The following is a 344-nucleotide window of genomic DNA, read 5'->3' as shown; positions in this document are numbered from 1 at the left end:
CCCAACCACATTTAATTGTTCGTAAGCATTATCCACTTCGTAACTTTGATTCGTACATTGTAGATACACTTGTTGAAGTAATGGCTGCCGAAGGCCCTACTTTGCACACTCATTCTGTACCAAATAAATTGATAAAAGAAGATGATGGCTCTGTAACATTGCATTTAGATAACGGTAAAACTCATAACGTTGACCAAGTAATTTGGGCAATTGGTCGTGAGCCAACAACCAATGCTATTAACGTTGCAGCCGCAGGCGTAGAAGTTAACAGCAGTGGTTTTGTAAAAGTCGATGAGTATCAAAATACGACAGCTAAAAATGTATACGCGGTTGGCGATATCATC

At 39.5% G+C, this 344-nt stretch carries 1 protein-coding gene; it reads left to right on the top strand.

Annotated elements, in window-relative coordinates:
* A partial coding sequence (locus tag CWB66_RS21330; protein ID WP_171037562.1) for an FAD-dependent oxidoreductase occupies window positions 1–344 on the top strand: 344 nt, incomplete at both ends.

It is taken from the genome of Pseudoalteromonas sp. S558, from assembly GCF_005886635.1.
Classification (GTDB): Bacteria; Pseudomonadota; Gammaproteobacteria; order Enterobacterales; family Alteromonadaceae; genus Pseudoalteromonas; species Pseudoalteromonas aliena.
This window is presented reverse-complemented; position numbering and strand designations above follow the sequence as displayed.